Genomic DNA, 5,258 nt, shown 5'->3' with positions numbered 1-5,258 from the left:
TTCCAGCGCCGTGCGCCACACGCAGATTCCCAGGAAATATGCCGACATCAGCGACCACAACCCAAACGTCCACGGGTTGGTATTCGGGTAGTCCACGACCATCAAGAAGCTGCACAGCAACCAGATCGTGGTCACGGCAATGTTGATCGGCATAAACCGCTTTACCCGGAACGGATGCAGGAACTTCATCGGCGTCACGGTCAGCAGTGCCAGGCCAATCACAGTCAGCAGCGTGACCCAGGCTTCAGGCTGGATGATGTACACGCACAACGCCACCACGTTCCACGCCGCGGGGAAACCGACGAAGTAGTTGTCCTTGCTCTTCATGTTCACATTGCAGAAGCAGAACAGCGAGGACACCAGGATCACCGACACCGTAAACAGATGGGTAAAGTCCGGCAGGTCGATGTAGCGGTAGATGAACAACGCCGGAATGAACACATAGGTCAGGTAATCAATCACCAGGTCCAGCACCGAGCCGTCAAAGCTGGGCAACACCGTGCTCACATTGACCCGGCGCGCCAGCGAACCGTCCACGCCATCGACCACCAGCGCCAGGCCCAGCCACAGCAGGCAAGCCTTGGGGGAATTTTCCAGCAAGGCCAGGGTGGCCAGGAAGGCCAGCACCACGCCGGTGGCGGTAAAGCCGTGGGCGCCCCAGGCTTTGAGTCTGGCTACATGCAGGGTCGATATCACGGGCGGTTCTCCAAAAGGTGAAACGGGGCAGCCGACAACGTGACGCCATCGGGTCTGGCCAGGGATTGCAGGTATCGACCGGGAAGGGGGGGATAAGGTTCACCACCCGGTGTATCACTCAGCGTAGCAAGCGTAAGACGTTTCGGCATCAGCCTTGACGGAACACCAGCGCCTTCAAGCCACTTTGGGGGTCGATGTCCGGGAATTCCGGAGGGTTTTCCAAGCGTTCCACAAAACGCAGGCCCGGTGCTTCGCGGGTGACGCCATCAATCAGGAAGTCTTCGCCGAAGGCCGGGTCGTTCATGCACGCCAGCACCGTGCCCTGGGACGTGAGCAAGTCTGGCAGGCGGCGCAGCACGCGCTGGTAGTCCTTGGTCAGCAAGAAGCTGCCTTTCTGGAACGATGGCGGGTCGATGATCACCAGGTCATAAGGGCCGCTGTGGGTGACTTTGGCCCAGGACTTGAACAGATCGTGGCCCAGGAACGTGACCTTGCTCAGGTCGTGGCCATTCAGGCGATGATTGTCGCGGCCACGGCTCAGGGCACCACGGGCCATGTCCAGGTTCACCACGTGGTCGGCGCCGCCTTCGATGGCGGCCACGGAGAAACCACAGGTATAGGCAAACAGGTTGAGCACCCGCTGACCCTTTGCCTGCTCGCGCACCCAGTTGCGGCCATAACGCATGTCGAGGAACAGCCCACTGTTCTGTTTTTTACCCAGGTCGATCAGGTAGCGCAGGCCACCTTCGGTAATGGTCAGCTCATCCACTGCCTCGCCCACCAACCATTCGGTGGTGCTTTGCGGCAAGTAGCGGTGCTGCAGGGCCACGGTGTAAGCACTCAGGTGCATCTGCAGCAACTGTTTCAAGGCTTCCAACTGGGCGGGTTCCGGCTCCTTGAACAACGCGACCAGCACCACGCCTTGCAACCAGTCCACGGTCAGTTGCTCCAGCCCCGGCCAGCAGCGGCCACGGCCGTGGAACAGGCGGCGGGTTTCCGACGGCGGGCTGGTCAGGGCGGTAAGCAGGTGGGCGTGCAGGGTGGCGAGTGCGTCTGGGTTCATCGTTGAGCGTCGGTCATTGAGCGGGCGGCATTTTAAACACAGTTGGGTTGTTTCGGGGGGCTTGAGCACAACGTGCTGGTAAAAAGCCGATTGGCAGTGATTCATGCTCAAACGGCTGAAAACTGCGCCTGATAACAGGCAAAAAATCCTCGGGTACCGACATAAACTGGAAAAAAAGCCCGGAGGTGCCCATGAACGGTTTCGCGAGTGCAGTCAATCACACGACGTTGGATCAGCAAGAGCTGGACGAGTGGCGCGACGCCCTGGCTTCACTGGTAACCAACGCCGGGCCTGCGCGTGCGCGGCAGATCCTCGATCTGCTGGCGCGGGAAGGCAGCGCACCGCCCATCGACTGGAAACCGCGCCACGGCACGCCGTACATCAATAGCATCAGCGTTGAACAGCAACCGGCCTTTCCCGGCGACCTGGCGACCGAAGAGCGCCTGGCGTCGTGGGTGCGTTGGAATGCATTGGCGATGGTGGTGCGCGCCAACCAGGCCTACGGTGAGCTTGGGGGCCATATCGCCAGCTATGCCAGTGCGGCGGATTTGTTCGAAGTGGGCTTCAACCATTTTTTCCGCGCGCGCAACGACCGTTTTGGCGGTGACCTGGTGTTCTACCAACCCCATTCCGCGCCTGGCATTTATGCCCGGGCGTTCCTTGAAGGCCGGTTGAGTGAAAACGACCTGGCTCACTATCGCCAGGAAATCGGCGGCCCCAAAAGCGGCGCACGCGGACTCTCCAGTTACCCTCATCCCTGGCTGATGCCGGACTTCTGGCAGTTCCCCACCGGTTCCATGGGCATCGGCCCCATCAGCTCGATTTTCCAGGCGCGTTTCATGCGTTACCTGCAGCATCGCGGCCTGCTGGACACCACCGAGCGGCATGTGTGGGGCGTATTCGGTGACGGCGAGATGGACGAGCCAGAAAGCATGTCGGCCCTGACCTTGGCCGCCCGCGAGGGCCTGGACAACCTGACCTGGGTGGTCAACTGCAACCTGCAACGCCTCGATGGTCCGGTGCGCGGCAATGGGCGGATCATCGACGAACTGGAAGCCTTGTTTGCCGGTGCCGGCTGGAACGTGATCAAGCTGGTATGGGGCTCGGACTGGGACGCCTTGCTCGCCAAGGACACCGATGGCTCGCTGGTCAACACCTTGTCGAATACCGTCGACGGCCAATTCCAGACGTTCGCCGCCAAGGATGGTGCCTACAACCGCGAACACTTCTTCGGTCAAAGCGCGGCCATGGCCAAGTTGGTCGAGGGCATGAGCGATGAGCAGATCGACCGCCTCAAGCGCGGTGGTCACGACATGGTCAAGATCCACGCGGCCTACCACGCCGCGCGCCGGGTCAAAGGCAAGCCCACGGTGATCCTGGCCCAGACCAAAAAGGGTTTCGGCATGGGCGAGGCCGGGCAGGGCAAGATGACTACCCACCAGCAGAAAAAGCTCGACCGCGAGGCGTTGATTGCCTTCCGTGATCGTTTCCGCTTGCCGCTGTCGGATGAGCAGGCCGAATCCTTGAGTTTCTACAAACCGGGCGACGATAGCCTGGAAATGCGCTACTTGCACCAGCGCCGCACGGCCCTGGGTGGTTATGTGCCCAGCCGCGGGCAGCAGGCGGCGCCGGTCAGCGTGCCAGCGCTGGCGGGTTACGCCGGCTTCGCCACAGAGGCTGTGGGCAAGGAGATGTCCACCACCATGGCCTTTGTGCGCATGCTCACCAACCTGCTCAAGGACAAGGCCCTCGGCCCGCGCATCGTGCCCATCGTGGCAGACGAGGCGCGCACCTTCGGCATGGCCAACCTGTTCAAGCAGATCGGTATCTATTCCAGTGTCGGCCAGCGTTACGAGCCGGAAGACATCGGCTCGATCCTCAGCTACCGCGAGGCCACCGACGGGCAAATCCTCGAGGAAGGCATCAGCGAAGCCAGCGCCATCAGCTCGTGGGTGGCGGCGGCCACCAGCTATTCGGTGCATGGCCTGCGCATGCTGCCGTTCTACATCTATTACTCGATGTTCGGCTTCCAGCGCGTCGGCGACCTGATCTGGGCCGCCGCTGACCAGCGCGCCCGAGGTTTCTTGCTCGGTGCTACGGCCGGGCGTACCACCCTGGGCGGCGAAGGCTTGCAGCATCAGGACGGCAGCAGCCACCTCAGCGCCGCCACGGTACCCAATTGCCGCGCCTACGATCCGGCATTTGCCGGCGAGTTTGCAGTGATTCTCGACCATGGCATGCGCCAGATGCTTGAGCACGATGTGGACGAGTTCTACTACGTGACCCTGATGAACGAAAACTACCCGCAGCCAAGCCTGCCGGCTGGCGTGGCTGTGGCGATTATCAAGGGCATGTATCGCCTGGAAGGCGCTGGTGACGCCCAGGTGCGCCTGCTCGGCTCCGGCACGTTGCTGCGCGAGGCGCAGGCAGCGTCGCAATTGCTGGCGGACGATTGGCAGGTGGCGAGCGAGGTATTCAGCGTCACCAGTTACAGCGAGCTGGCGCGGGAGGCGCGGGAAGTGGAGCGATGGAACCGCTTGCATCCGCTGGACGTCAAGCGTGTCAGTCATCTGGCTGAATGCTTACCCAAAGGTGCGCCGGTGATCGCCGTGTCTGACTATGTGCGAGCCGTGCCGCAAATGCTGGGTTCGTATCTGGATTCCAGCTACACCGTACTCGGCACCGATGGTTTTGGGCGCAGTGATACGCGGGTGGCATTGCGGGACTTTTTCGAGGTGGATCGGCATCACCTCGTGTTGGCGGCGCTGACGGCGTTGGTGGAGCAGGGGAGTTTGAAGCGGGAGGTGTGCCAGCAGGCGATTGAGAAGTACGGCTTGCAATCAGAGCGTGATCCGTCCTGGACCTCCTGAACAACACAGATCAAATGTGGGAGCTGGCTTGCCTGCTCCCACCCTGTTTTGTTGTGTGGCTTAGAGAGTGGCGATCAGGGCTGGCCCGAATGCTTCCTTCAGGAACCCAGGGGCGATATAGCGCTCGTAATGCGCCTCGGAAAGCAGGAAAAACTCGCGGTCAATCGCATCCCGCAGGTCCGTGAGGTTACGTTCACGAAACTCCGGCAATAACGCCAGGCCATACGCCTCCAACTTCGAAATCACCCGCGCGCCCCGGGCAATCAACTGGTACGCCCAGCAGTACGGGGACTGGTGCGGCACAAAGCGGATCTTGCGGGTTTCCAGTTGCTCACGTAGCAGGTGCGCGTCGAACACTTCCAGCTTGCTCGCCATCACCTGCACCAGCAACTGTTCCAGGCGCAGCCACACAGCCTGCTTTTCCTCGGTGTTGTAGCCGTTCCACTGGATCACTTCATGGTGATAGCGCTTGCAGCCCCGGCAGACCAGGTCACCGTAAACGGTGGAGCACAGACCTACGCAGGGTGTCTTGATGGTTTGATTGGGCATAAAGGCTTGATTGCAAAATCCAGAGAACACCGCAAAACCAATGTGGGAGCGGGCTTGCTCGCGAACGCGGTGTGTCAGTC

At 61.2% G+C, this 5,258-nt stretch carries 4 protein-coding genes; 1 reads left to right on the top strand and 3 read right to left on the bottom strand.

Annotation, left to right across the window (positions count from 1 at the left end):
* A partial coding sequence (gene pcsA / locus ACRESD_RS22645) for a phosphatidylcholine synthase (protein ID WP_431752943.1) occupies positions 1–696 on the bottom strand: 696 nt, incomplete at its 3' end.
* Between the two features lie 148 nt (positions 697–844).
* A complete protein-coding gene (locus ACRESD_RS22640; protein ID WP_431752942.1) occupies positions 845–1,759 on the bottom strand; it encodes a class I SAM-dependent methyltransferase in 915 nt (304 codons plus the stop codon).
* 191 nt (positions 1,760–1,950) lie between these two features.
* Here ACRESD_RS22640 and mdeB point away from each other — a divergent pair, with 191 nt between their 5' ends.
* The gene (gene mdeB, locus ACRESD_RS22635) at positions 1,951–4,629 is read left to right on the top strand and encodes an alpha-ketoglutarate dehydrogenase (RefSeq protein WP_431752941.1); all 2,679 of its coding nucleotides are present in this window, start codon (positions 1,951–1,953) and stop codon (positions 4,627–4,629) included.
* 60 nt (positions 4,630–4,689) lie between these two features.
* Here mdeB and ACRESD_RS22630 read toward each other — a convergent pair whose 3' ends face one another.
* Positions 4,690–5,178: a DUF1289 domain-containing protein gene (locus ACRESD_RS22630; protein ID WP_431752944.1), complete on the bottom strand. Its 489-nt coding sequence runs from the start codon at positions 5,176–5,178 to the stop codon at positions 4,690–4,692.
* Between the last annotated feature and the right edge of the window lie 80 nt (positions 5,179–5,258).

The sequence above is a fragment of the Pseudomonas sp. genome, from assembly GCF_050739995.1.
In the GTDB taxonomy this organism is placed as follows: Bacteria; Pseudomonadota; Gammaproteobacteria; order Pseudomonadales; family Pseudomonadaceae; genus Aquipseudomonas.
This window is presented reverse-complemented; position numbering and strand designations above follow the sequence as displayed.